We start from the raw sequence: 21,365 nt of genomic DNA, 5'->3' as shown, positions 1-21,365 counted from the left end.
AATACTTATGTTGCTGCCACTATAACACGATGTTAGTCTTTGGCAATCAAGACGCTTAGACGTCTAAACCATATGAATATTCCTGGCCGCGAGGGTAAAAGGAAATGACAGACAACCTGCAACTCACACATCTTGTCGACGCCTGCCGCTGGATTGGCGCCAAAGGCTGGGCACCCGCCACCGGCGGCAACATGTCGGTGCGTCAGGACGAGCGCCTCTGCTGGCTCAGCGAATCCGGCAAAGACAAAGGCAGCCTGACAACGGCGGATTTTCTGCAGGTTGAAATCGCCACCAACCGCGCGCCGTCTGGCCGCAGGCCGTCGGCGGAAACCGGTCTTCACACGCTGATTTATCGCCTGTTCCCGGAAGCCAACGCCGTCCTGCACGTTCATACCGTCAACGCCACGGTGCTGTCGCGTCTGGTCAAAGAAGCCGAGCTCAACATCAGCGGCTTTGAGATGCAAAAATCCCTCACCGGGCAGACCACGCATCTGGATACAGTGGCTATCCCGGTCTTCGATAACGACCAGGATATTGACGCCCTCGCCTCCCGAATCGCCCATTACGCACAGGAACGCCCGCTTAATTATGGTTTTCTTCTGCGCGGTCATGGCTTAACCTGCTGGGGACGCGACGTGGCCGAGGCCCGCCGTCATCTGGAAGGACTAGAATTCTTATTTGAATGCGAAATGCGTTTACGACAACTGGAGAGAGTATGATTCGCGCGATTGTGACGGATATTGAAGGGACCACCAGCGATATCCGTTTTGTCCATGACGTTTTGTTCCCCTACGCGCGTGAGCGGCTGGCGGCCTTCGTGACCGCGCAGCAGTACGCCGAGCCGGTCAAATCCATTCTGGACAACCTGCGTGATGAAATCGGTCACCCGCACGCCAGCGTCAGCGAGCTTATCGACGCCCTGTTTGCCTTTATGGATGAAGACCGCAAATCCACGGCGCTCAAAGCCCTCCAGGGGATCATCTGGCATGACGGCTACGTGAACGGCGACTTTACCGGCCACCTCTACCCGGACGTACTGCCTGCGCTGGAAAAGTGGAAAGCGCAAGGGATTGATCTCTATGTTTATTCCTCTGGCTCCGTCGCCGCGCAGAAACTGTTATTTGGCTACAGCGACGAAGGTGATATTACTCATCTGTTCAGCGGCTATTTTGATACCCACATCGGCGCCAAGCGCGAGGTGCAGTCCTATCAGAACATTGCGGCACAAACGGGCATCGCCCCGTCGCAGATCCTGTTCCTGTCCGATATTCATCAGGAGCTGGACGCGGCTGAACAGGCAGGTTTTCGCACACTGCAGCTGATTCGCGGTGATGATGACGGCGCAAGCCATCACCATCAGGTCCACCAGTTTGACGAGATTAATCCGGAGCAGATCCCTTCATGAGCGCATTGACCATTTATTCCGATAAAGACGCCAGTCAACACCAGTGGCACAGCACCGACGCCGCCGAGATCGCCCAGCAGCTCAATGCCAAAGGCGTGCGGTTTGAACGCTGGGCGGCGGATCGCGATTTAGGACACGATCCCGCGCCCGAAGCCGTGATCGAGGCGTATCAGCATGCGATCGACAAGCTGGTGGCGGAGAAAGGCTATCAGAGCTGGGACGTGATCAGCCTGCGCGCCGACAACCCGCAGAAAGAGGCGCTGCGCGCGAAGTTCCTGAACGAACACACCCACGGCGAAGACGAAGTGCGCTTCTTCGTGGAAGGCGCGGGACTGTTCTGCCTGCACATTGGCGATGAGGTGTATCAGGTGCTGTGCGAAAAAAACGACCTGATTTCCGTTCCCGCGGGCACGCCGCACTGGTTTGATATGGGCTCCGAGCCGAACTTTACGGCGATTCGTATTTTCGATAACCCGGAAGGCTGGGTGGCGCAGTTTACGGGCGATGCCATCGCGGATGCGTATCCACGGTTGGCATAGGTAAAAGCAAAACGGCAGCTATAGCTGCCGTTTTTAGTGTTTGCTCCCTCTCCCTGTGGGAGAGGGTCGGGGTGAGGGCATCAGGCCGCTCGAGCTTCAACGCTCCAGTCCTTTCACATACCCCACCAGCTGATCCAGCACAATCCCCCACCCTTCGTGGAAGCCCATCTGTTCATGCTGCTCGCGGATTTCCTTCGTCGGATGACGCGCAATCGCCGTGTAGCGGGTCTTGCCCTCGCCCACATCTTCCAGCAGCAGGATCGCCGTCATAAACGGCTTCTCGGCCGGTTTCCAGCCTTCGGTATAGCCGTCGGTAAAGACCAGCTTTTGACCGGGATCGATTTCCAGAAAGACGCCCCGGTTATCCATCCGCTGACCGTCCACCTCAAACACGGTGTTGAACCGCCCGCCCACGCGGAGATCGAGATCGCATTCGGTCACCTTATGGGGAGCAGGAATGAAGAAGTTTTTGATGTGCTCCGGCGTGGTCCAGCAGAGCCACAGCAGGTCGCGCGGTGCATCCACCACGCGCTCCAGTTTTAAGTCAGTTTCAGGATCCAGCGTCACGATATTGTCCTCTCAAGGGAACCCCTTAAAGGATAGCCGGACTCAGGCGAACTTCCCGTTTGCCACTGCTTCCGGCGTGACCACGCCCGTGTCCAGCACCCAGCCGCTAATCAGCGAGGCAGGGGTAACGTCAAACGCCGGGTTATAGACCTGCGCGTTTTCCGGCGCCCACTGCACCGTGCCAAAGCTTCCGGCCACGCCCGTCACCTCGCTGGCGGCGCGCTGCTCAATCGGGATAGCATCCCCGTTCGGGCAGTCCGGATCGAGGGTCGTTTGCGGGGCGGCAACGTAGAACGGAATGCCGTGGAACTTCGCCAGCACCGCCAGGGAATAGGTGCCGATCTTGTTCGCCACGTCCCCGTTGGCGGCAATGCGGTCTGCGCCCACCCACACGGCGTCCACCAGCCCTTTTGCCATCAGGCTGGCGGCCATGGAATCGGTAATCAGCTGATACGGCACGCCCAGCTCGCCAAGCTCCCACGCGGTCAATCTGCCGCCCTGCAGCAGCGGACGGGTTTCATCCACCCAGACGCTGCTGACGTTGCCGTCCTGATGCGCGCGGGCAATCACGCCCAGCGCCGTACCGACGCCCGCCGTTGCCAGCCCGCCGGTGTTGCAGTGGGTCAGCAGACGGCTACCGGGCTTCACCAGCGCGCTGCCGGCTTTGGCAATCGCGTCGCAAAGCCGTTTGTCTTCGTCAATCAGGCGCAGCGCTTCGGCGACCAGCGCCGGAACATACTCTTCCTGCCACAGGGCGAGCTTCATGCGGTCGAGATTGTTCATCAGGTTCACCGCCGTCGGGCGGGAGGCGCGCAGGGTTTCCAGCGCCGCCGCCAGTTCGTCGCGGCTTTTGCCGTTTTCCGCCAGCAGCGCCAGCAGCAGGCTTGCAGAGAGACCAATCAGCGGCGCGCCGCGCACGCGCAGGGCGTGGATATGCCCGACCAGCGCCTCTACCGTCGAGGCATCCAGCCAGCGTTTCTCCTGCGGAAGCGCCTGCTGATCGAGAATAAAGAGCTGATTATCCGCCACCCGCAGGCTGGTCGTCTGTAATGTCTGCATGTCGTTAATTCCCTGTTGCGTTGTTGTAGCACATTGTGTCAGGATGAAATCCAGATGTATAGACGTCTACATGTCTTAATTAGAAAACTCGTGAGGAGCAGGCCATGTCGCAATACCGTACCTTTACCGCTCAGGACGCCGTGGAGTATGCCAGGCAGTTTGGCGGACTTGACGATCCTTCATCGCTGGTAGAGGCGCAGGAAGTAGGCGACGGCAACCTCAATCTGGTATTCAAAATTTTCGACGGCGCGGGCGTGAGCCGCATCGTCGTTAAGCAGGCGCTGCCCTACGTGCGCTGCGTCGGCGAGTCCTGGCCGCTGACGCTGGACCGCGCCCGCCTTGAAGCACAAACCCTGGTCGAGCACTACCAGCACAGCCCGCAGCACACCGTGAAAATCCACCACTTTGACCCGGAGCTGGCGGTGATGGTGATGGAGGATCTCTCCAGCCATCGCATCTGGCGCGGCGAGCTGATTAAAAACATTTACTACCCGCAGGCGGCCCGTCAGCTGGGCGAATACCTCGCCCACGCGCTGTTCCACACCAGCGATTTCTACCTGCACCCGCACGCGAAAAAAGCGCAGGTAGCGAAATTCATCAACCCGGAGATGTGCGAGATCACCGAAGATCTGTTCTTCAACGATCCGTACCAGATCCACGAACGCAACAGCTACCCAGCCGAGCTGGAAAATGACGTCGCGGCCCTGCGCGACGACGCGCAGCTTAAAATTGCCGTAGCTTCCCTGAAGCACCGCTTCTTCTCGCACGCCGAAGCGCTCCTGCACGGCGATATTCACAGCGGCTCGATTTTTGTGGCCGACGGAAGCCTGAAGGCCATCGACGCCGAGTTCGGCTACTTTGGCCCGATTGGCTTTGACGTCGGTACCGCCATCGGCAACCTGCTGCTGAACTTCTGCGGCCTGCCGGGGCACCTGGGCATTCGCGATGCCGCCGCCGCGCGCGAGCAGCGCCTGACCGATATCCAGGAGCTGTGGAACACCTTCGCGGAACGCTTCCAGGCGCTGGCAAACGAGAAAACGCGCGACGCCGCGCTCGGCGCGCCGGGCTATGCCTCCGCGTTCCTGAAAAAGGTCTGGCATGACGCCATCGGCTTCTGCGGCACCGAGCTCATTCGCCGCAGCGTCGGGCTTTCCCACGTCGCGGATATCGACACCATCCAGGACGAGGCGATGCGCCACGAGTGCCTGCGCCACGCGATAACGCTCGGTAAAGCGCTGATTGTCATTGCCGACCGCATCGACAGCGCCGAAGATCTGGTGGCACGGGTGCGGCAGTACAGCTGATTATATTTGGTTTTCTCCCTCTCCCTGTGGGAGAGGGCCGGGATGAGGGCATCAAACCGCACTCATCCCAGATACTCAATCACCGACAGCCCGCCGTTATAATCCGTGCTGTAAATTATCCCCTGCGCATCCACAAACACGTCGCACGACTGGATCACCTGCGGGCGATTCGGCCGCGTGTCCATCATTCTCTCCGGCGCGGCGGGCACCAGCGCACCGGTTTCCACCGGTCGATACGGATTGGAAATGTCATACGCCCGCACGCCCGCGTTCTGATAGGTCGCAAAAATCAGCGTCGAGCTGACAAAGCTCCCCGGCCGGTTCTCGTGCAGGTTATGCGGGCCAAAATGCGCCCCTTTCGCCACGTAGTCGGTTTCATCCGGCTGCGGGAAGGTCGAGATGCTGACCGGGTTCGACGGCTCGCGGATATCAAACAGCCAGATCAGCTTTTCGCCGTCCTCCTGGTTATCGAGCACCGCTTCGTCCAGCACCACCAGCAAATCGCGGTCCGGCAGCGGGAGCGCGGTGTGCGTCCCGCCGCCAAACGGCGGGCTCCAGTTGCGGTGGCTAATCAGCTTCGGCCGGGTGCGGTCCTTCACGTCCAGCAGCGTCAGGCCGCCGTCGCGCCAGCTGCCGTAGGCGGTATCGCCCGCGATAATCGCGTGATGCAGCGCGTAGCGTTTCCCTTCCGGCCAGTTCGGCTTCTCCCCTTCGGCCTGGTTCATCCCCGGCAGCCACCAGCGCCCCGCCACTTCAGGCTTACGCGGATCGGCCAGATCGATGGTCAGGAAAATGTAGTCGGTAAAGCCGTCGATCAGCGCTGACACATACGCCCAGCGGCCGCCGACGTACCAGATGCGGTGGATGCCGATGCCGCTCAGCGACAGAAAGCCGATTTCGCGCGGCCTGTCGGGCGTGGAGATATCAAACACCCGCAGCCCGGCGCTCCAGCCTTTGTCCTGCACGTCGCTGACGGTCTCCCCCACCTGGCGGGTGTAGTAGACCTTCTCGTCGGCAAAGCGAGCATCGGCAAACAGATCCCGGGCGTTAATCACCAGCAGCAGGTCGTCATGCGCCTGCAGATGCACGTTCCAGGTGCCGGGCGGCGCGGGCACGTAGCCCGCCGCTTTCGGGTTTTTCGGGTCGCGCACGTCGACAATCGAAAATCCCTGCGACACCATATGGCCGATATAGGCGAAACCGCGATGCACCATCAGCTGCACGCCGTCCGGGCGACCGCCCTGATCGCTATGGCCAATCAGCCGCATATTGCGGCTGTATTCTGGAAGGGGTACTTGCGTCACCGTTAGCTCCTTTGGGTTTTCCCCCTCTCCCTGTGGGAGAGGGCCGGGGTGAGGGCATCAGGCCGCACCTGACGCCACCCGGCCTGGTTTTATTTATTCTTCGCTTCCAGCGTCGCAAACCACGGCGCGATAAAATCTTCCGTCTGGCCCCAGCCCGGAATGATTTTCCCCAGCGACGCCACGTTCACCGGGCCCGGCTGAGCGGTCAGCAGCGCCTGAGGAATGGCCGCCGCTTTGAAATCGTAGGTCGCAGGCGTCGCTTCCCCGGCAATCTTGTTCGCCACCAGACGCACGTTAGTTGCGCCAATCAGCTTCGGATCCACCGCCACGCTCACCTTCCACGCGCTGCCCGGCTCGCGCATCAGCTGCAGATCCTGGTTAGAGATGTCGATGCTGTAGAGCTTGATCTCGGTGCGGCCGTTCTCCTTGAGCGCCTTATACGCGCCCTGGCTGAAGGCGTCCCAGGTTCCCCAGATGGCGTCAATTTTGCCTTTCGGGTATTTCGCCAGGATCGCCCCCACCTTGTTGGCGGTATCGCCCTGCACGTCAGAGGACACGGCGCCGATAGACTCCAGCTCTTTGATGTCCGGATACTGCTTTTGCAGCTCTTTATAGGCCGCCTGACGACGCTCCATCGGCGGGAAGCCCGCCACCCACAGCTTGACGATATTGGCCTTGCCGTTAAAATCTTTCGCCAGCTGGCCGAAGGAGAGGTTCGTCAGGGAGGCATCGTCCTGCTGGGTGACGGTCACGCCCGGGATCTCGCCGTTAACCGCCGTATCAAAGACGGAGACTTTGATCCCGGCATCCACCGCTTTCTTCACCAGCGCGGTGGAGTACGGATCGCGCCCCTGAGAGAGAATAATCCCGTCATACTTCTGGCTGATGGCCTGGTTCACGAAGTCCTGGAATTTGGCGTCGTCCCCGTTGCTTAAAAAGGTGCTGACCTTAAAGCCGAGCTTCTTCCCTTCCTGAATTGCCCCGGCAATAAACTGCGTGGTGTTGTCGTCTGAGCCGAGGTTACGGATCACCGCGATGCGGATGGGGCCATCATGGTTCGCAATGGCAGCCGGAAGCGGCGCGGGCGTAGCCGCGAAACCTGGCAGAGCCGTGAGCAACCCAAGTGCCACCAAAGAGAGTGCAATCTTTTTCATTTTTTTATCCCGTTGTGTTGTCAGCGTTTTTGTATGTAGGTAATCGCCAGCGCTACCGCGAGCACCAGCCCTTTTATAATGTCCATGGCGTAATACGGCACGGAGAGCATCACCAGCCCGTTCGACAGCACGCCGAGAATGACCGCCCCAACCAGGGTTCCCAGCGCGTTCGGCTTGCCGGATCCGGCCAGCGAGAAGCCAATCCACGCCGCCGCCACCGCATCCATCAGGTATCCGCCGCCCGCATTCACCTGCGACGAGCCGATGCGTGAAGCCAGCAAAATCCCGCCCAGACCCGCCAGCAGCGAGGCAATCACGTAGGCCGCCACCTTGTAGCGCGTGGTGCGAATGCCGGAGAGGCGCGCCGCTTCGGGGTTACCGCCGATGGCGTACATGCGTCGGCCATGCGTAGTGAGCGACAGGCCCAGCTGCGCCAGCACGGTCACCACCAGCATGACGATCACGATGGTCGGCACCTGCCCCAGCAGGCTGAACGCCGCCGGAATGGTCCCTTCCGCCATGTCGCCGCTCGGCAGCACCATGTTCTCGGTAATCGACCCGCCGTAGCTGTAGGTCATCGCCACGCCCTGGATCACAAACAGGCTGGCAAGCGTCGCCAGCATGTCCGGAATGCGCAGGATGACGATCAGGAAGGCGTTAAACAGACCCACCAGCGTGCAGAGCGCGAGGGTGATCAGAATCGACTCGGTGGTGCCAAAGCCGTGCCAGACGAAAAGTGAAATCACCAGCGCGTTCGCCAGCGAGGCGGTGGATCCCACGGAGAGATCGAACCCGCCGATGGTCAACGAGATCGACACGCCAATGGCAATCACCGTCACGATGGCAATCGAGCGCAGAATATTGATGATGTTGTTCGGATCGAGGAAGCTGTCCGACGCCAGGCCAAAGACGGCCACCAGCGCGACGACGGTTAACAGCATGCCCCACCTGTAGAGAAAATCGAAAATCTGCTGGCGGCCAGACGCCGCCGCGTTCACTGAAAGGGCCTTGCTCACGACGCCGTTCCTCCGGTTGAATAATAAAGTAGTGTTTCTTCGCGGGCCTCGGCCCCGGCGATTTCCGCCACGATGCGTCCGTCCCACAGGACGCAGATGCGGTCGCATAGCCCGACCAGCTCGGAAAACTCGCCCGAGGCGTAAATCACCCCTTTGCCCTCGCGCGCCAGGCCGTCAATCAGCTGGAACAGATCGGTTTTGGCCTTCACGTCCACGCCTTTGGTCGGCTCGTCGAATATCAGCACGCTGGCGTCATTGCGCAGCCATTTACCGATGGCGACCTTCTGCTGGTTGCCGCCGGAAAGACGGCGCAGCACCTGCCCTGGCCCACGCGCGCGCACGCCGACGCGGGTGATGACCTCTTCCGCCCAGCGCCACGCCTGACGATGGCCAAACAGGCTCCAGCGCGAAAAGCTGTTATCGGCGCACACGGCGAGGTTCATGCTCACCGGCTCGTCGATAAAAATGCCCTCTTTCCGCCGCTCCTCCGGCACCAGCGCCAGACCGCGCAGCACGGAGTCGGCCGGGTCGCGCGGCTGCCAGGATTGATGATTCAGCTCACCGCGCGCCACGCGGCTTTTGCTGGCGCCAAACAGCGCCTTGCAGAGTTCGGTTTTCCCCGCCCCCGCCAGCCCGGCAATCCCGAGAATTTCGCCTTTGCGCAGGTGCAGGGAGATATCTTTCAGCAGCGCGTCGTCGTGAAGCCCCTCAACGCGTAACAGCGTTTCGTCGCCGTGCGGCGGCCGCGCGGGCGGATAGATATCGCTCAGCACGTGGCCGAGCATCTTCTCGACGATCGCTTCGCCGCTTAGATCGGCCATCGGGCCGGACTCGATCAGCTTGCCGTCGCGCAGCACCGTCAGGGTGTCGCAGATGGCCTTCAGCTCGTGAATGCGGTGAGAGATAAATACCACGCCGATGCCCTGCTGCTTTAAACGTCTCACTACCGCAAACAGGCGCTCGCTCTCGTGCGCGTCCAGCGGCGCGGTGGGTTCATCAAGAATCAAAAAACGGCAGTGATGGGACAGCGCCCGCGCCAGCAAAATCTGCTGCTTTTCGGCCAGCGAACAGCCGTCGATGGAACGGCGAACGTCCAGCGTCACGTCAAGCTGCGCCAGCGCCTGTCTCGCCTGCTGGCGGATAGCGCGCCAGCTGAAGCGATGCCCCGGCTGCGCCAGCTGGTCGAGCATGATGTTCTCGGCAATGCTTAACCCCGGGATCAGCGCTACGTCCACTTCCTGCTGCACAAGGTGGATCCCCAGCCGTTTGGCATCGAGCGGTTCGCGGATGCTCACCGGCTGGTTGTTGATGCTGATCTCACCCTCATAGTGGTCGTGCGTCCCGCACAGCACCGCCATCAGGGTCGATTTTCCCGCGCCGTTGGCACCGGTCAGCGCGTGTACGGATCCGCCGGTTAAGGTGAAATTCACGCGCGACAGCGCCTGAAAGCCGGAAAAGGCCAGGCTGATACCGCGCATCTCAAGGCGACTGGAAACCATCCGCGTAAATCCTTCATTACTCTTCTGATTTATCGAATTTTTCACAGCTCCGGTTGACTGACAACGACGGAAAAGGCATAAGTTAAAGCGAAATATTATTAGCCATCCGGATGTCCAGACATAACATCGGGTTAGCGCTTCCGCAAAAAGGACACCATCATGAGCAACACCGATATCCGCGTCGTGCCTGGCCCGGCGAACTACTTCTCTCATCCCGGAAGCCTTGCGCAGCTGGATAACTTCTTTACCCCGGAACAGCTTTCCCGCGCGGTGTGGATTTACGGCGAGCGCGCTATCGAAGGCGCGCGCCCTTTCCTGCCGGCGAGCTTTAACGCGCCGGGAGCGAAACGCCTGCTGTTTAAAGGCCACTGCAGCGAGCGCGACGTCACCCATCTGGTGAATGAATCCGGCAGCGACGCCAGCGTGGTGATTGGCGTCGGCGGCGGCGCGGTACTGGATACCGTCAAGGCCGTGGCGCGCCGCTTAGGGGTGCCGTTCGTGGGTATCCCCACCATTGCCGCCACCTGTGCGGCGTGGACCCCGCTTTCCGTCTGGTACAACGATGCCGGACAGGCGCTGCATTTTGAGATCTTCGACGACGCCAACTTCCTGGTGCTGGTGGAGCCGCAGATCGTCCTCAACGCCCCGGCGGAGTACCTGCTGGCGGGCATCGGCGATACGCTGGCGAAGTGGTACGAAGCGGTGGTATTGGCACCAGAGCCGGAGAACCTGCCGCTGACCGTGCGGCTGGGCATTAACGGCGCGCTGGCGATCCGCGACGTGCTGCTGGCGCGCAGCGAAGAGGCGCTGGCCGACCAGCAGCGCGGCGAACAGACGCAGGCGTTCCGGGACGTGGTCGATGCAATCATCGCCGGCGGCGGGATGGTCGGCGGCCTGGGCGAACGCTATACGCGCGTGGCGGCGGCGCATGCGGTACACAACGGCTTAACCGTGCTGCCGCAGACGGAAAAATACCTGCACGGCACCAAGGTGGCCTACGGCATTCTGGTGCAGAGCGCCCTGCTCGGCCAGGACGACGTGCTGGCGCAGCTGGTCGCGGCGTACCAGCGTTTTAACCTGCCGACCACGCTTCGCGAGCTGGACGTCGACATCAATAACCGCGACGAGTTGGATCGGGTCATCGCCCACACCCTGCGCCCGGTGGAGTCGATTCACTATTTACCTGTTACGTTAACGCCTGACGTTCTGCGCGCCGCGTTTGAGAAAGTGGAATCCTTCAGCCGTTGATCGCGCCGACAGGCTATACCTAATGATGATTCTTACCACTCTCGTAACGAGGTCATCATGCAGATCGATTTAACAGGTAAAAAGGCGCTGGTTACCGGCGCCAGCCGCGGATTGGGTCGTGCGATTGCCCTGTCGCTGGCGCGCGCCGGTGCGGATGTGATTATTACGTATGAAAAATCTGCCGATAAAGCCCAGGCGGTCGCCGATGAGATTAAGGCGCTGGGGCGCCACAGCGAAGCCGTGCAGGCCGACAGCGCCAGCGCGCAGGCGATTCAGGATGCCGTCACCCATGCGGCGCGTTCCCTTGGCGGGCTGGACATTCTGGTCAACAACGCCGGGATCGCGCGCGGCGGCCCGCTGGAGTCCATGACGCTGGCGGACATTGACGCCCTTATCAACGTCAACATTCGCGGCGTGGTGATCGCCATTCAGGAAGCGCTGGTGCACATGTCAGACGGCGGGCGCATTATCAACATCGGCAGCTGTCTGGCAAACCGCGTGGCGCAGCCGGGCATTGCCGTTTACTCGATGACCAAATCGGCGCTGAACTCCCTCACCCGCGGGCTGGCCCGTGATTTAGGGCCGCGCGGCATTACCGTTAACCTGGTGCACCCCGGCCCCACCAACAGCGATATGAACCCGGAAGACGGGGAACAGGCTGACTCTCAGCGTCAGCTTATTGCTTTGGGTCATTACGGTCAGCCGGAAGACGTCGCGGCGGCGGTCACGTTTCTTGCCAGCCCGGCGGCCGGGCAGATCTCCGGCACCGGCCTGGATGTGGACGGCGGTTTGAACGCCTGATCGCAATCTCCCTGCAAGCCTCTGTCGCCCGGCAGAGGCGTTTCCGAGCATCCTCGACGGTTCGCGTTTTGCCGCTTTCTCCGGTTATTTCCCCGCTCTACAGTACCCCATTAGAAATTCGGAATTTATCTAATAGCCTTATTATTTCCTTATACTTTGTGTGGGCGTACAGTGGAGGTACGGATGAAGATTGTCTGGTCAAAGAATGCAAAGAAAGAGTTTTCCAAAATCGATGGCCGATATCAGCGAAGAATCAAAGCAAAACTTGCTGAGCTGGACGACCGCTCAGCTCCCCGGCCCGATATCAAAAAAATATCGGCAACAGAAAATCATTTCCGGCTACGCGTTGGCGATTACCGCATTCTGATTACACTTCGGGGCGATCCCGATAACCATTGTTATGTTTTGGCCGTCAAGCGCAGAACTTCAACGACCTACCTTCACGAGGAGAAAGCCCCCTATGGCTGTTCAGCTAATTAAGGACAATGACGGAAAAGCGCAGTACGCCGTAATTCCCTATGATGAATACTTTCGTATGTGCTTACAGATGGCAGAAATCGACGACGAAACCGATGATGATCTAGAGGATATTGAAGTCGAACACGATTGTTATGATGACGTAGGATTACCTGGTGAAGTGTGCGACGTCATGCATAACGAGAACGTCAGCCTGCAGGCCGCGTGGCGTATCCTGCGCGGCATGTCCCAGCAGGAGGTGGCTGAGAAACTCGGCATCACCCAGTCCGCCGTGTCACAGCTGGAAGCGCTGGACTCCCGTCCGCAAAAGCGCACCCGTGAAAAGCTGGCTGCTATCTACGGCTGCAAGCAGGAGCAGATCAGCCTCTATCTTCCGAAAGAGGGTTAACAGCACTTCGCCCCGCCCTTGCCGCCGTAGCGGGCGTCCTGGCGGTCGCGGAAAAATTCTTCGTAGGTCATGGGCGTCTGGTCCGGATGGTTGACGCGCATATGCTCGACGTAGTTGTCGTAGTCCGGCACGCCAATCATCATTTTGGCGGCCTGGCCCAGGTACTTACCTGCTTTGGATAGAGTGTCGAACATAATCAGTTTCTCGTTTGTTTCCGGCCCTCTCCCGGAGGGTGAGGGCGGAGAAGAAATGTAGGCCGGGTAAGGCGAAGCCGCCACCCGGCAAACAGGTTAGTGCGCCCCTTTCGCCTGGGTCACAATCTCTTCCAGGTTTTCAGGCATCGGCTCGTACGGTGTTTCTTTCGCCGTTGGCTGATCGTTTTTCAACGCCGCGAGCGCGGTCTTGAGAGAATACAACGCCAGCACCACGACCACCACCATAAAGAAGATGGTCAGCCCGGCATCCAGACGGTTGTTAAACACCAGTTGGGACAGCTGCGACTCGGTGTACTGCGCCGGGATCTTGCCGCTGTCGATCATCGCCTGGAACTTGTTGGCGATCGCCAGGAAGCCCACCTTGTTGTCCGGGCTGAAGGCTTTCTGCCAGCCCGCCGTCAGGGTACAGATCAGCAGCCACGCGGTTGGCACCAGTGCCACCCACGCGTAACGCTGGCGCTTCATCTTGAACAGCACCACCGCGCAGAGCATCAGCGCCATGCCTGCCAGCATCTGGTTGGCGATACCAAACAGCGGCCACAGGGTGTTAATCCCGCCCAGCGGATCGACTACCCCCTGATGCAGGAAGTAGCCCCACGCCAGCACGCACAGCGCCGTCGCCAGCAGGTTAGCCGGGAGCGAATCGGTACGCTTCAGGTTCGGGGAGATCACCCCCAGCAGGTCCTGCAGCATAAAGCGCGCCGCACGGGTTCCTGCATCCACCGCCGTCAGGATAAACAGCGCCTCGAACAGGATGGCGAAGTGATACCAGAACGACACGTCCATCAGCCCGCCCAGCGCGCCGTGAAGAATATACGCCATGCCGACCGCCAGCGTCGGCGCTCCGCCCGCACGGGAGATAATCGACTGCTCGCCCACCTCACTGGCGATGCTCGTCAACGTATCAGGGGTAATCGCAAAGCCCCAGCCGCTCACCACCTGCGCGGCGGACGCCACCACGTCAACGGTGCCAGCCGGTGCCAGTACCGCCATCGGGCTGTTCATCGCGAAGTACACGCCCGGGTCGATAATACAGGCAGAGACCAGCGCCATGATGGCGACAAAGGATTCCATCAGCATACCGCCGTAACCGATCAGGCAGGCCTGATTTTCATTCGCCAGCATCTTCGGTGTGGTTCCGGAAGCGATCAGCGCGTGGAAGCCCGACACCGCGCCGCAGGCGATGGTGATAAACAGGAACGGGAACAGGTTACCGGTCCAGACCGGACCGGTACCGTCGATGAATTTGGTTAACGCAGGCATGGTCAGGGTCGGGCGCATAATCAGAATGCCGATCGCCAGCCCGACGATGGTACCGATTTTCAGGAACGTAGAGAGATAGTCACGCGGAGCCAGCAGCAGCCATACCGGCAGCACCGCCGCCACAAAGCCGTAGCCCACCAGCATCCAGGTCAGCTGGACGCCGGTAAAGTCGAAGAACGGCGCCCAGGTCGGGCTTTCCGCCACCCAGCCGCCGGAGATAATGGCGAACACCAGGAACACCAGGCCAATTACCGACACCTCACCAATGCGGCCCGGGCGCAGGTAGCGAATATAAATCCCCATAAACAGCGCCAGCGGAATGGTGAAGGCAACGGTATAGGTCCCCCACGGGCTGTGGGTCAGCGCTTTCACCACGATCATCGCCAGCACCGCGAGGATGATCACCATGATCATAAAGGTCGCCACCAGCGCAATCACCCCGGCGGTTGCCCCCATCTCCTCTTTCACCAGCTCACCCAGCGAACGCCCGTCGCGGCGGGTCGAGACGAACAGCACCATAAAGTCCTGCACCGCGCCCGCCAGCACCACGCCCGCGAGGATCCAGATCATCCCCGGCAGGTAGCCCATCTGCGCCGCCAGCACCGGCCCCACCAGCGGACCCGCCCCGGCAATCGCCGCAAAATGGTGACCGAACAGCACTTTTTTGTCGGTCGGCACGTAGTCCAGCCCGTCGTTATGGCGGACGGCAGGCGTCATGCGCGTCGCATCAACGCCCAGAACGTTCTTCGCAATATAGCGGCCATAAAAACGGTACGCGATCAGATAAATGCAGACGGAGGCGACGACGATCCAGAGCGCATTGATCTGTTCCCCCCGGTTGAGGGCGATATAGCCCAGGGCAAAGGCTCCCACAACGGAGAGCCCTGCCCATATAAGGTATTTCCCTGAGTTGTTCATAGTTGTTGTCCGTTGTTGTGAAACAGTGAGATGTTACATTTTGTTTCTAGAACAACCGGAAAAATTTAACAACTTTGAAACGCAATAATGCGTGGTCAAACCAGAGATTTACACCACAGTGTTAAGCCGATCACTTTGATCTGCCTGGCTTAGCCCAACACCATCGTACTCAACCGACAGGTGCAGCACCGCCGCCCCTGCTCGTCGAATACCACAATCTCCCAGCTCTGGCTCGAACGCCCCAGATGCAGCGGCTGGCATACCCCGCGCACTTTGCCGTGAGAGACCGCACGATGGTGCGTGGCGTTAAGCTCCGTCCCCACCACGCTCTGCCCGTCGCGGGTCATCAGAAAACCGGCCATCGACCCCAGCGTTTCCGCCAGCGCCGCCGACGCGCCGCCGTGCAGCAGGCCAAACGGCTGATGGGTACGCGCATCCACCGGCATCTCCGCTTCCAGCGTGTCGTCGCCGAGGCGGGTATAGACGATACCGAGATGCGCCACCAGGGTGTTCAGGCTGGTCGCGTTCAGCTCCTCGAGCGGTAAATGACGTTTCCAGATCATCTTACGCCCCCAGCGTGGAGCCGCCGTCCACCACGATATCCTGCAGGGTGATATGGCTGGCGGCATCGGAAGCAAGGAACAGCACCGTGCTGGCAATCTCCTGCGGGCGAGCGATTTTGCCCAGCGGAATGCCGAGCTTGAACTGCTCGCCAAAACCGCGAATACGCTGCTGCTCCGCGTCGTCGCTTTTCCACAGCGTGCGCTGCATATCGGTATCCGTTGAGCCCGGCGACACCAGGTTACAGCGCACGCCGCTGCCCGCCAGCTCCAGCCCGACGGTCAGGGCCAGGCTTTTCAGCGCCGCCTTCGACGCGCCGTAGGCGCTCATGCCGATGCGCGGCGTGTGTGCCGCGTCGGACGCCACGGTGACTATCGCCCCGCCCTGCTGACGGCGAAACTGGCCCATCGTCTGCTGGAACAGGTTGAACGCGCCGCCGACGTTGACCGCGAAGGTCTGCTGCCAGTCCTCTTGCGAAAGCTGGTCCGTCGCCCCCATGCGCAGAATGCCCGCCGCGTTGACCAGCACGTCCAGCCGTTCAAGCGACGCCAGCGCGCGCCCGCACACCTCATGCACCTGCGCGGCATCCGCCACGTCCAGGGTTTCAGTGGCGAACGGATAATCCCCCAGCGGAAAAGCCAGATCGAAGCCGGTCACCCGTGCGCCCACCTCCACAAACGCCAGCGCCGTCGCGTAGCCAATCCCCTTACCCGCGCCCGTCACCCAGACGGTTTTACCGGTGAAATCCAGCCCCATCACTTCACCTCGCGGGACAGCAGCGCCCACCAGGCGTCGATGGTTGGATTTTTGGCCAGCATCACGAAGTCAATGTCGCCGTGCACTTTGCGCCAGCGGGCGGCCAGCGCCATCATGCGCACCGAGTCCAGGCCGTAGTCGATCAGGTTTTCGTCATCCATCGGCTCGTCGGACTCGTCCAGCAGCGGCAGGATCAGCTCACGCAGCGCGGCTTTGGTCGCCGGAACGGACGGCAGCAGCTCGTCGGTCATCACCACGCGGCCCGAGCGTCCGGCCACATAGTTCAGCGACATCAGGTGCTCGTCACGGGTGAAATCCGCCAGCGCGTCGGCGATAAAGAACGGTTTGATGTCGCGCATAAAGGCATCGGTGGCGGTGGTCATACAGCCGATATGGGCGTAAACGCCGGTAATCAGCAGCTGGTTGCGGCCGGTTTCTTTCAGCATCTGCTCCAGCGGCGAGCGGTGAAACGCGCTGTAGCGCCACTTCACCAGCACCGTGTCCGCTTCGTCCGGGGTCAGTTCGCGGACAATGCGCTGCTGCTCCGGCGAGCGGGTCAGGCCCGGCCCCCACATGTCGTTCAGCAGGGCGCGGTCTTCGTCGCTCTGCTCTTTCGGCTGAGCGGTGTAGTACACGGGAATATTGTGCGCTTTGCAGTAAGCGCGCAGTCTGGCGATATTCGCCACCACCTGCTGCATCATCGCGCTGTTTTCGCCCCAGAAGTTCAGGAAATACTCCTGCATATCGTGGATCAGCAGCGCAGCACGTTCAGGCTCAAACGCCCAGTTCACTTTACTGGTTGGCAGCTCTGCGGCGGTCGGCAGCGCGTAAGCGGTTAATTTTGGAATGGCCATACTCTGTTCCTCAGCCCCGGGCGCGTTCAGCAAGCCACAGGCGCAACTGTTTCTTATCGACTTTGCCGACCGGCGTCAGCGGGAGCGCATCCACGCTCTCCACGCGGTCCGGCAGCTTGAATTCGGCAACGCCCTGCTCGCGCAGGAAGCGGCGCACCTCGACCGCGCGCAGGGGCTGTTTCACCACCAGATACGCGCAGCTTTTTTCGCCCAGCAGGCTGTCCTCCATGCTCACCAGCGCGGCGTGGATCACCGCCTCGTGGCGCAGCAGCAAATTTTCAATCTCTTCGGCGGCGATCTTCTCGCCGCCGCGGTTGATCTGATCCTTCTCGCGCCCCTGCACGGTGATGTAGCCCTGCTCGTCGATGGCGATCAGATCGCCGGAGCAGTAAAAGCCGTCGGCGTCGAAGGCGCTGGCGTTGTGTTCCGGGCTGTTGAAATAGCCGCGGAAGGTATACGGCCCGCGCGTCATCAGACGCCCGACCTCACCGCGCGGCAGCGGGTTACCGTGCTCGTCCGCCACCCACACTTCGTCGTCCGGGCACATCGGGCGGCCCTGAGTGTTGATGATGCGCTCCGGCAAGTCGTCGAGCGCGGTGTAGTTCACCAGCCCTTCCGCCATGCCGAACACCTGCTGAAGCTGGCAGCCGATTTCCGCCGGAATGCGCGCGGCAAGCGTGGCGGAGAGGCGTGCGCCGCCAACCTGCAGCAGCCTGAGGGACTTAAGCTGCGCGTTCCCCACGCCGTCGGCAATCGCCTGCAGCCAGAGGCTCACCGCCGGAGGAACCAGCGAGGTGACGTTAATCTGATGCCGTTCAATCAGCGGGAAGCAGAGCGTGGCGCTCGGATCGTTCGCCAGCACTACGCACCCGCCCGCGGTGAAGACGCCTAACGATCCCGGCGAGCTCATGGCGTAGTTATGCGCCGCGGGCAGCGCGTTCAGGTAACGGGTGTGTGCATTGATTCCGCAGATCTCGTTGCTGCGGCGGATGCTGTAGTCGTAGTCGTTATGCGTGCGCGGGATCAGCTTCGGCGTGCCGGTGCTGCCGCCGGAAAGCTGGAAAAATGCCACTTCGTCAGCGGGCGTCGGGTTCGGGATGAAGTTGTCCGCCGGACGCGCAATCGCCGCTTCCAGGGCGTGTTCGCCCTTATCGCCGCGCAGCAGTACAAGGCGTACCGAGCGATGCGCATCCACAAAGGCGTTGAGGAAATCATCGCCCGCAAACAGCGCGTGGTCGCGATCGGCAATCAGCACGGCGGGTTTGATCTGCTCCGCGTAGGCGTTCAGCTCGCTGCGCTGATGGCTAAAGAGCGCGTTAACCGGCGCGACGCCAATTTGCAGCAGCGCAAAGAAAGTGACGTAGAACTCGGCCACGTTACCGAGCTGCACCAGCGCGATCTCGCCGCGCTGCAGCCCGCGCGCCTGAAGAACGGACGCCAGGTTGTTCACCGCCTGATTAAACGCGCGGTAGGTGATGTGCCGCTCGCCGTCGACAATCGCCACGGCATCGCTGTCAGCGCGATCCGTCAGGATGTGGGTCAGCGGCTGATCCTGCCAGTAGCCTTTTTCGCGGTAGCGGCGGGCGAATTCCTCAGGCCAGCGGGTAAAAGGAATGGTCATGAGCGATCCTTAGTGCAAGCCAAACACGTTGAGCATGGTGGAGAGCTTCACGCCCGTTTCGCGCCATTCGCCCACCGGCGAAGAGGCAGGCACAATGCCCGCGCCGGCAAACAGGCGAACGCTATTTTCGCGAAGACGCGCGCAGCGGATGGTCACCACCCACTCGCCGTTACCTTCGCTGTCGCACCAGCCGACGATGCCGCCGAACAGCTCGCGGTCGAACGGCTCCAGCTCGGCGATCAGCTCTTTTGCCGCCTCATGCGGGAAGCCGCTCAGCGCCGGGGTCGGGTGCAGCAGGCAGGCCAGAGTCAGGGCGTTTTCGTTTTCACGCGCGTCACCTTCAACCGGCGTCGCCAGATGCCACAGCGTCGGCGTGGTGATGAGCTGCGGGGAAGACGGCATGCTCAGGTGGTGGCTGCGCGGTGCCAGAATGGCCTTCATTGCCTGAGTCACCAGGTCGTGCTCGTGACGGTCCTTTTCGGAGGCCAGCAGCTTATTGCCCGCTTCGCGATCTAATACGTCGTCCGGCTGACGACGCGCCGAGCCTGCCAGCGGCAGCGAGCTAAAGTGCGCGCCCTCTTTACGCAGCAGCAGTTCGGGGCTGGCGCCGAGCAGCACGCCGCCGTCTTCCAGCGGCACGTGGAAGTTAAAGCTCGCCGGGTTCTGGGCGATCAGCCTCTCCATCAGCGCGCCGCTGTCCATGTGTTTGTCGGTCGCGATATCAATCAGACGCGACAGCACGACCTTGTTCACCTGCGGCGTGGCGGTGAGCGACGCGGCGCGAGCGACCATCTCTTCAAACACGGGCTGCGGCGGGATCTCGGTGCGTTGTTCCACCTTCAGCGCCTGCGAGCCGGAAAAATAGCGTGCGGACTGCTGACGCGCCGGACGGGAAAAGGTCTGCCAGCGCTGCGGAATAAACAGAGAAGATGGCTTGCGGGTATCGAACGGAATAGCCCCCACCATCACCGGATGAGCGATACCGTTAGCTTTCGCATTCCGGAAGGCCTGGGCTAATTTTTGCTGGAATTGCCCGGCCGGATCGTCACCGCCGACGGCGGGTTCAGAGAAGCGGGCAAAACAGCCTGAGGTAGTAAAACTGCGGTAAGGCGACATAAAGAAAAAGCTGTCTGATTGCAGCGTGGTCGCGGTGTGCTGAACTTCCTCAGCCAGGGACGTGTCCATATCATCCTCCTCAAAATGATAAAAGAAGCAATAATGATTATCATTTATATTTTCGTCGGCTAACCTAATCCCACATCGCTTCGCTGTCAACCGTCGGACAAATAACTTATGCGACAAAAGCTTGCATCCCTTCGCATCAACCATGAAAATGAGAAGCATTATCTTCAACGAAAACAGGATGTCGCGCTGTGAAATTCCCTGCCCTATTCCGTAATACCCTGCTTTTATCTGGACTTTTTGTTTTAGGACTTGCCTCAGCCGCTGCCGCCGACTGGCCGCGTCAGGTGACCGACAGCCGAGGCGTTCACACGCTTGAGAGCAAACCGACGCGCATTGTCTCCACCAGCGTGACCTTAACCGGCTCCCTGCTGGCGATTGACGCGCCGGTCGTTGCCAGCGGCGCGACCACGCCGAACAACCGCGTGGCGGATGCGCAGGGCTTTTTGCGTCAGTGGGGTGATATTGCGAAACAGCGCAAGGTTGCGCGACTGTACATAGGCGAGCCAAGCGCCGAAGCGGTCGCCGCGCAAATGCCGGATCTGATTTTGATCAGCGCTACCGGCGGGGATTCCGCGCTGGCGCTGTACGATCAGCTCTCCGCCATCGCCCCAACGCTTATCATCAACTACGACGACAAGAGCTGGCAGGAACTGCTGACGCAGCTGGGCACCCTCACCGGGCAGGAAAAACAGGCCGCAGAGCGCATTGCCGCGTTTGATAAACAGCTCGCGCAGGTGAAACAGCAGATGAAATTGCCGCCGCAGCCGGTGAACGCCATCGTCTACACCGCCGCCGCGCACAGCGCCAACCTGTGGACCGCGGAATCCGCGCAGGGCCAGCTGCTGCATCAGCTGGGCTTTACGCTGGCGGATCTGCCCGCCGGGCTGCAGACCTCTAAAAGCCAGGGCAAACGCCACGACATCATTCAGCTGGGCGGTGAAAACCTGGCGACGGGGCTGAACGGCGAAGGGCTGTTTGTGTTTGCCGGCGATCGGAAAGACGTGGATGCGATTTACGCCAACCCGCTGCTGGCGCATTTGCCGTCGGTGAAAAACAAACGGGTCTGGGCATTGGGAACGGAGACGTTCCGCCTGGATTACTACAGCGCGGTGTTGGTGTTGCAGCGTTTAGAAGCAATCTTTGGGTAACAGCTGCGCCCGGTGGCGCTTCGCTTACCGGGCCTACGAGTGCAAAATGTAGGCCGGGTAAGGCGCAGCCGCCACCCGGCAAA

At 60.8% G+C, this 21,365-nt stretch carries 22 protein-coding genes; 9 read left to right on the top strand and 13 right to left on the bottom strand.

Going from position 1 to position 21,365, the window contains the following annotated elements; translation table 11 throughout:
- Positions 1-104: 104 nt before the first annotated feature.
- Genes EnteroDNA1_RS19830 through EnteroDNA1_RS19820 form a run of 3 tightly spaced genes read left to right on the top strand, consistent with a single transcriptional unit; the run spans position 105 to position 1,944 of the window.
- Positions 105-719 carry a methylthioribulose 1-phosphate dehydratase gene (locus tag EnteroDNA1_RS19830; protein WP_033144913.1) on the top strand — a complete coding sequence of 205 codons (615 nt, stop codon included), beginning with the start codon at positions 105-107 and terminating at the stop codon, positions 717-719.
- The gene (gene mtnC, locus EnteroDNA1_RS19825) at positions 716-1,405 is read left to right on the top strand and encodes an acireductone synthase (RefSeq protein WP_023334872.1); all 690 of its coding nucleotides are present in this window, start codon (positions 716-718) and stop codon (positions 1,403-1,405) included. The genes EnteroDNA1_RS19830 and mtnC overlap by 4 nt, the downstream gene beginning before the upstream one ends.
- Positions 1,402-1,944, top strand: coding sequence for a 1,2-dihydroxy-3-keto-5-methylthiopentene dioxygenase (locus EnteroDNA1_RS19820; RefSeq protein WP_015571163.1), 543 nt, complete (start codon positions 1,402-1,404; stop codon positions 1,942-1,944). Before mtnC ends, EnteroDNA1_RS19820 begins: the two co-directional genes overlap by 4 nt.
- Positions 1,945-2,040: 96 nt before the next feature.
- Here the strand turns inward: EnteroDNA1_RS19820 and EnteroDNA1_RS19815 are convergent, their stop codons facing one another.
- Together EnteroDNA1_RS19815 and mtnA are read right to left on the bottom strand one after the other, a co-directional pair.
- Entirely contained in the window at positions 2,041-2,511 is a 471-nt protein-coding gene (locus EnteroDNA1_RS19815; RefSeq protein WP_033144910.1) for an SRPBCC family protein, read from the bottom strand.
- Between the two features lie 42 nt (positions 2,512-2,553).
- Positions 2,554-3,570, bottom strand: coding sequence for an S-methyl-5-thioribose-1-phosphate isomerase (gene mtnA / locus EnteroDNA1_RS19810; protein WP_069303806.1), 1,017 nt, complete (start codon positions 3,568-3,570; stop codon positions 2,554-2,556).
- Positions 3,571-3,674: 104 nt separating this feature from the next.
- Between mtnA and mtnK the strand changes: the two genes are divergently transcribed.
- Positions 3,675-4,874: an S-methyl-5-thioribose kinase gene (mtnK, locus tag EnteroDNA1_RS19805; RefSeq protein ID WP_033144908.1), complete on the top strand. Its 1,200-nt coding sequence runs from the start codon at positions 3,675-3,677 to the stop codon at positions 4,872-4,874.
- A 62-nt stretch (positions 4,875-4,936) separates the two neighbouring features.
- On the opposite strand, the gene EnteroDNA1_RS19800 is transcribed toward mtnK, so the two are convergent.
- The 4 genes from EnteroDNA1_RS19800 to EnteroDNA1_RS19785 form a co-directional block, all read right to left on the bottom strand.
- Positions 4,937-6,178, bottom strand: a complete 1,242-nt coding sequence (locus EnteroDNA1_RS19800) for an LVIVD repeat-containing protein (RefSeq protein ID WP_033144907.1) — start codon at positions 6,176-6,178, stop codon at positions 4,937-4,939.
- 89 nt (positions 6,179-6,267) lie between these two features.
- Positions 6,268-7,332 (bottom strand): sugar ABC transporter substrate-binding protein, encoded by a 1,065-nt coding sequence (locus EnteroDNA1_RS19795; RefSeq protein ID WP_023310718.1) that lies wholly within the window; start codon positions 7,330-7,332, stop codon positions 6,268-6,270.
- A gap of 20 nt (positions 7,333-7,352) precedes the next feature.
- A complete protein-coding gene (locus EnteroDNA1_RS19790; protein ID WP_023334863.1) occupies positions 7,353-8,348 on the bottom strand; it encodes an ABC transporter permease in 996 nt (331 codons plus the stop codon).
- A complete protein-coding gene (locus EnteroDNA1_RS19785; protein WP_069303805.1) occupies positions 8,345-9,847 on the bottom strand; it encodes a sugar ABC transporter ATP-binding protein in 1,503 nt (500 codons plus the stop codon). Before EnteroDNA1_RS19785 ends, EnteroDNA1_RS19790 begins: the two co-directional genes overlap by 4 nt.
- A 159-nt stretch (positions 9,848-10,006) precedes the next feature.
- Here EnteroDNA1_RS19785 and EnteroDNA1_RS19780 point away from each other — a divergent pair, with 159 nt between their 5' ends.
- The 4 genes from EnteroDNA1_RS19780 (at position 10,007) to EnteroDNA1_RS19765 (ending at position 12,761) form a co-directional block, all read left to right on the top strand.
- On the top strand, positions 10,007-11,095 hold the full coding sequence (locus EnteroDNA1_RS19780; RefSeq protein ID WP_069303804.1) for an oxidoreductase: 1,089 nt from the start codon (positions 10,007-10,009) through the stop codon (positions 11,093-11,095).
- A 57-nt stretch (positions 11,096-11,152) separates the two neighbouring features.
- Positions 11,153-11,896 carry an SDR family NAD(P)-dependent oxidoreductase gene (locus EnteroDNA1_RS19775; RefSeq protein WP_032661029.1) on the top strand — a complete coding sequence of 248 codons (744 nt, stop codon included), beginning with the start codon at positions 11,153-11,155 and terminating at the stop codon, positions 11,894-11,896.
- 183 nt (positions 11,897-12,079) lie between these two features.
- Positions 12,080-12,376, top strand: a complete 297-nt coding sequence (locus tag EnteroDNA1_RS19770; RefSeq protein ID WP_047061325.1) for a type II toxin-antitoxin system RelE family toxin — start codon at positions 12,080-12,082, stop codon at positions 12,374-12,376.
- A complete protein-coding gene (locus EnteroDNA1_RS19765; RefSeq protein WP_047061324.1) occupies positions 12,357-12,761 on the top strand; it encodes a helix-turn-helix domain-containing protein in 405 nt (134 codons plus the stop codon). Before EnteroDNA1_RS19770 ends, EnteroDNA1_RS19765 begins: the two co-directional genes overlap by 20 nt.
- Here EnteroDNA1_RS19765 and EnteroDNA1_RS19760 read toward each other — a convergent pair.
- The 7 genes from EnteroDNA1_RS19760 to entC all read right to left on the bottom strand — a co-directional run bounded on the left by EnteroDNA1_RS19760 (position 12,758) and on the right by entC (position 20,134).
- Entirely contained in the window at positions 12,758-12,955 is a 198-nt protein-coding gene (locus EnteroDNA1_RS19760; RefSeq protein ID WP_006809671.1) for a YbdD/YjiX family protein, read from the bottom strand. The two genes, EnteroDNA1_RS19765 and EnteroDNA1_RS19760, sit on opposite strands and share 4 nt — an antisense overlap.
- Positions 12,956-13,051: 96 nt before the next feature.
- Positions 13,052-15,157, bottom strand: a complete 2,106-nt coding sequence (gene cstA / locus EnteroDNA1_RS19755) for a pyruvate/proton symporter CstA (RefSeq protein WP_033144900.1) — start codon at positions 15,155-15,157, stop codon at positions 13,052-13,054.
- Positions 15,158-15,306: 149 nt separating this feature from the next.
- Positions 15,307-15,720 (bottom strand): proofreading thioesterase EntH, encoded by a 414-nt coding sequence (gene entH / locus EnteroDNA1_RS19750; protein WP_023310710.1) that lies wholly within the window; start codon positions 15,718-15,720, stop codon positions 15,307-15,309.
- Between the two features lies 1 nt (position 15,721).
- Positions 15,722-16,477 (bottom strand): 2,3-dihydro-2,3-dihydroxybenzoate dehydrogenase EntA, encoded by a 756-nt coding sequence (gene entA / locus EnteroDNA1_RS19745; RefSeq protein ID WP_087822169.1) that lies wholly within the window; start codon positions 16,475-16,477, stop codon positions 15,722-15,724.
- Positions 16,474-17,328 carry an isochorismatase gene (locus tag EnteroDNA1_RS19740; protein ID WP_033144898.1) on the bottom strand — a complete coding sequence of 285 codons (855 nt, stop codon included), beginning with the start codon at positions 17,326-17,328 and terminating at the stop codon, positions 16,474-16,476. Before EnteroDNA1_RS19740 ends, entA begins: the two co-directional genes overlap by 4 nt.
- Positions 17,329-17,338: 10 nt before the next feature.
- Positions 17,339-18,949 carry a (2,3-dihydroxybenzoyl)adenylate synthase EntE gene (gene entE / locus EnteroDNA1_RS19735; RefSeq protein WP_069303802.1) on the bottom strand — a complete coding sequence of 537 codons (1,611 nt, stop codon included), beginning with the start codon at positions 18,947-18,949 and terminating at the stop codon, positions 17,339-17,341.
- A gap of 9 nt (positions 18,950-18,958) precedes the next feature.
- The gene (gene entC, locus EnteroDNA1_RS19730) at positions 18,959-20,134 is read right to left on the bottom strand and encodes an isochorismate synthase EntC (protein WP_048975908.1); all 1,176 of its coding nucleotides are present in this window, start codon (positions 20,132-20,134) and stop codon (positions 18,959-18,961) included.
- 188 nt (positions 20,135-20,322) lie between these two features.
- On the opposite strand from entC, the gene fepB reads away from it, so the two are divergent.
- Positions 20,323-21,282 carry a Fe2+-enterobactin ABC transporter substrate-binding protein gene (fepB, locus tag EnteroDNA1_RS19725; RefSeq protein WP_069303801.1) on the top strand — a complete coding sequence of 320 codons (960 nt, stop codon included), beginning with the start codon at positions 20,323-20,325 and terminating at the stop codon, positions 21,280-21,282.
- Positions 21,283-21,365: the final 83 nt, after the last annotated feature.

Origin of the sequence: Enterobacter sp. HK169 (assembly GCF_001719105.1) — a bacterium.
In the GTDB taxonomy this organism is placed as follows: domain Bacteria; phylum Pseudomonadota; class Gammaproteobacteria; order Enterobacterales; family Enterobacteriaceae; genus Enterobacter; species Enterobacter asburiae_B.
The sequence above is the reverse complement of the archived record's forward strand: the minus strand, read 5'-3'. Positions and strand labels throughout refer to the sequence as shown.